The sequence below is a fragment of the Halorubrum sp. SS7 genome (genome assembly GCF_005435055.1).
Lineage (GTDB): Archaea > Halobacteriota > Halobacteria > Halobacteriales > Haloferacaceae > Halorubrum > Halorubrum salinarum.
On sequence record NZ_SGXV01000113.1, the window covers coordinates 232 to 1,133 of the forward strand.

General features: G+C 59.1%; 1 protein-coding gene. It reads right to left on the bottom strand.

What is annotated here, in order from left to right; translation table 11 throughout:
- Positions 1 to 902 (bottom strand): hypothetical protein (locus EXE44_RS20390; RefSeq protein WP_199241253.1); only part of this gene is annotated, 902 nt, incomplete at both ends.

The following is a 902-nucleotide window of genomic DNA, read 5'->3' on the forward strand; positions in this document are numbered from 1 at the left end:
TAGCTCGTCGAGCGTCCCGCGGAAGATGATCTCCTCGCCGCCGGTCTGGACGTTAGTGTCCGCGAAGACGTCGTCTCCGACGTCTTCCGGAGTGCTCTGTGGGAGGTTGTAGAAGTTCCCGGCACCTTGCCCCGTTGAGATCGCCTGGAGCGTGTTTTCTGCCCTGTCTTCTGCGTCAGGGTCAAGATTGCTTGGATCGTAGCTTACGATCCCCTTAACGGTTATTCCGTTGTCTCCAGAGATGTCAGCGGGGTCTCCGTCTTGATCAGGATTGTCGACTTTGGCGGTTTGCGTCTGTTCTTGCGGAGTACCCGGTGCGAAGGTCTCACCGTCGAGGTCTCGTGCGACAAGCACTGTCTCAGCTCGGGCCGTCCCAAAGGAAGGATCTGTTTCTGGGTTGGGATATTTGATATCAGAGTTGTTCGCACTTCCGTCGAAGAAGTCGGAAACGATGTTATCGCCGCTGCTATCTTGTACCAAGTTGTCATCGGGGTCGATTAGTGCGCCCCGGCCGGTTCCCGCCTGCGAACCGCCGCCACCTGTCCCGTAGCTAGGCGCCCCATCCGACAGCAGTATGATCTCTTTGTTTGGGTCACTCGGTAGGCCAACCCCGTTAGGATCGTTAGCGACCTGGTCGTTGAGGTACTCGCGAGCGACGTCGAGCGCGTGCGGAAGCGGCGAGTTACCACCTACCTCGTCCTCACCAGGAATGATATCTCCGCCAAGTTCGAACCTCGCGTCCCCGTTCGAGTCGACGTAGTCTTCGACCTCAGTGATCGGGGGTCTGTCGGGAGTAGACAGACTCCGCAACGTTGCATCCCGGCCGTCACCCGTGTCGTCAAGCGTGATCACGCCGGCGTAAACCTCGGCGTCCGCGTCGGCGGCCAACCGCTCAACGTACT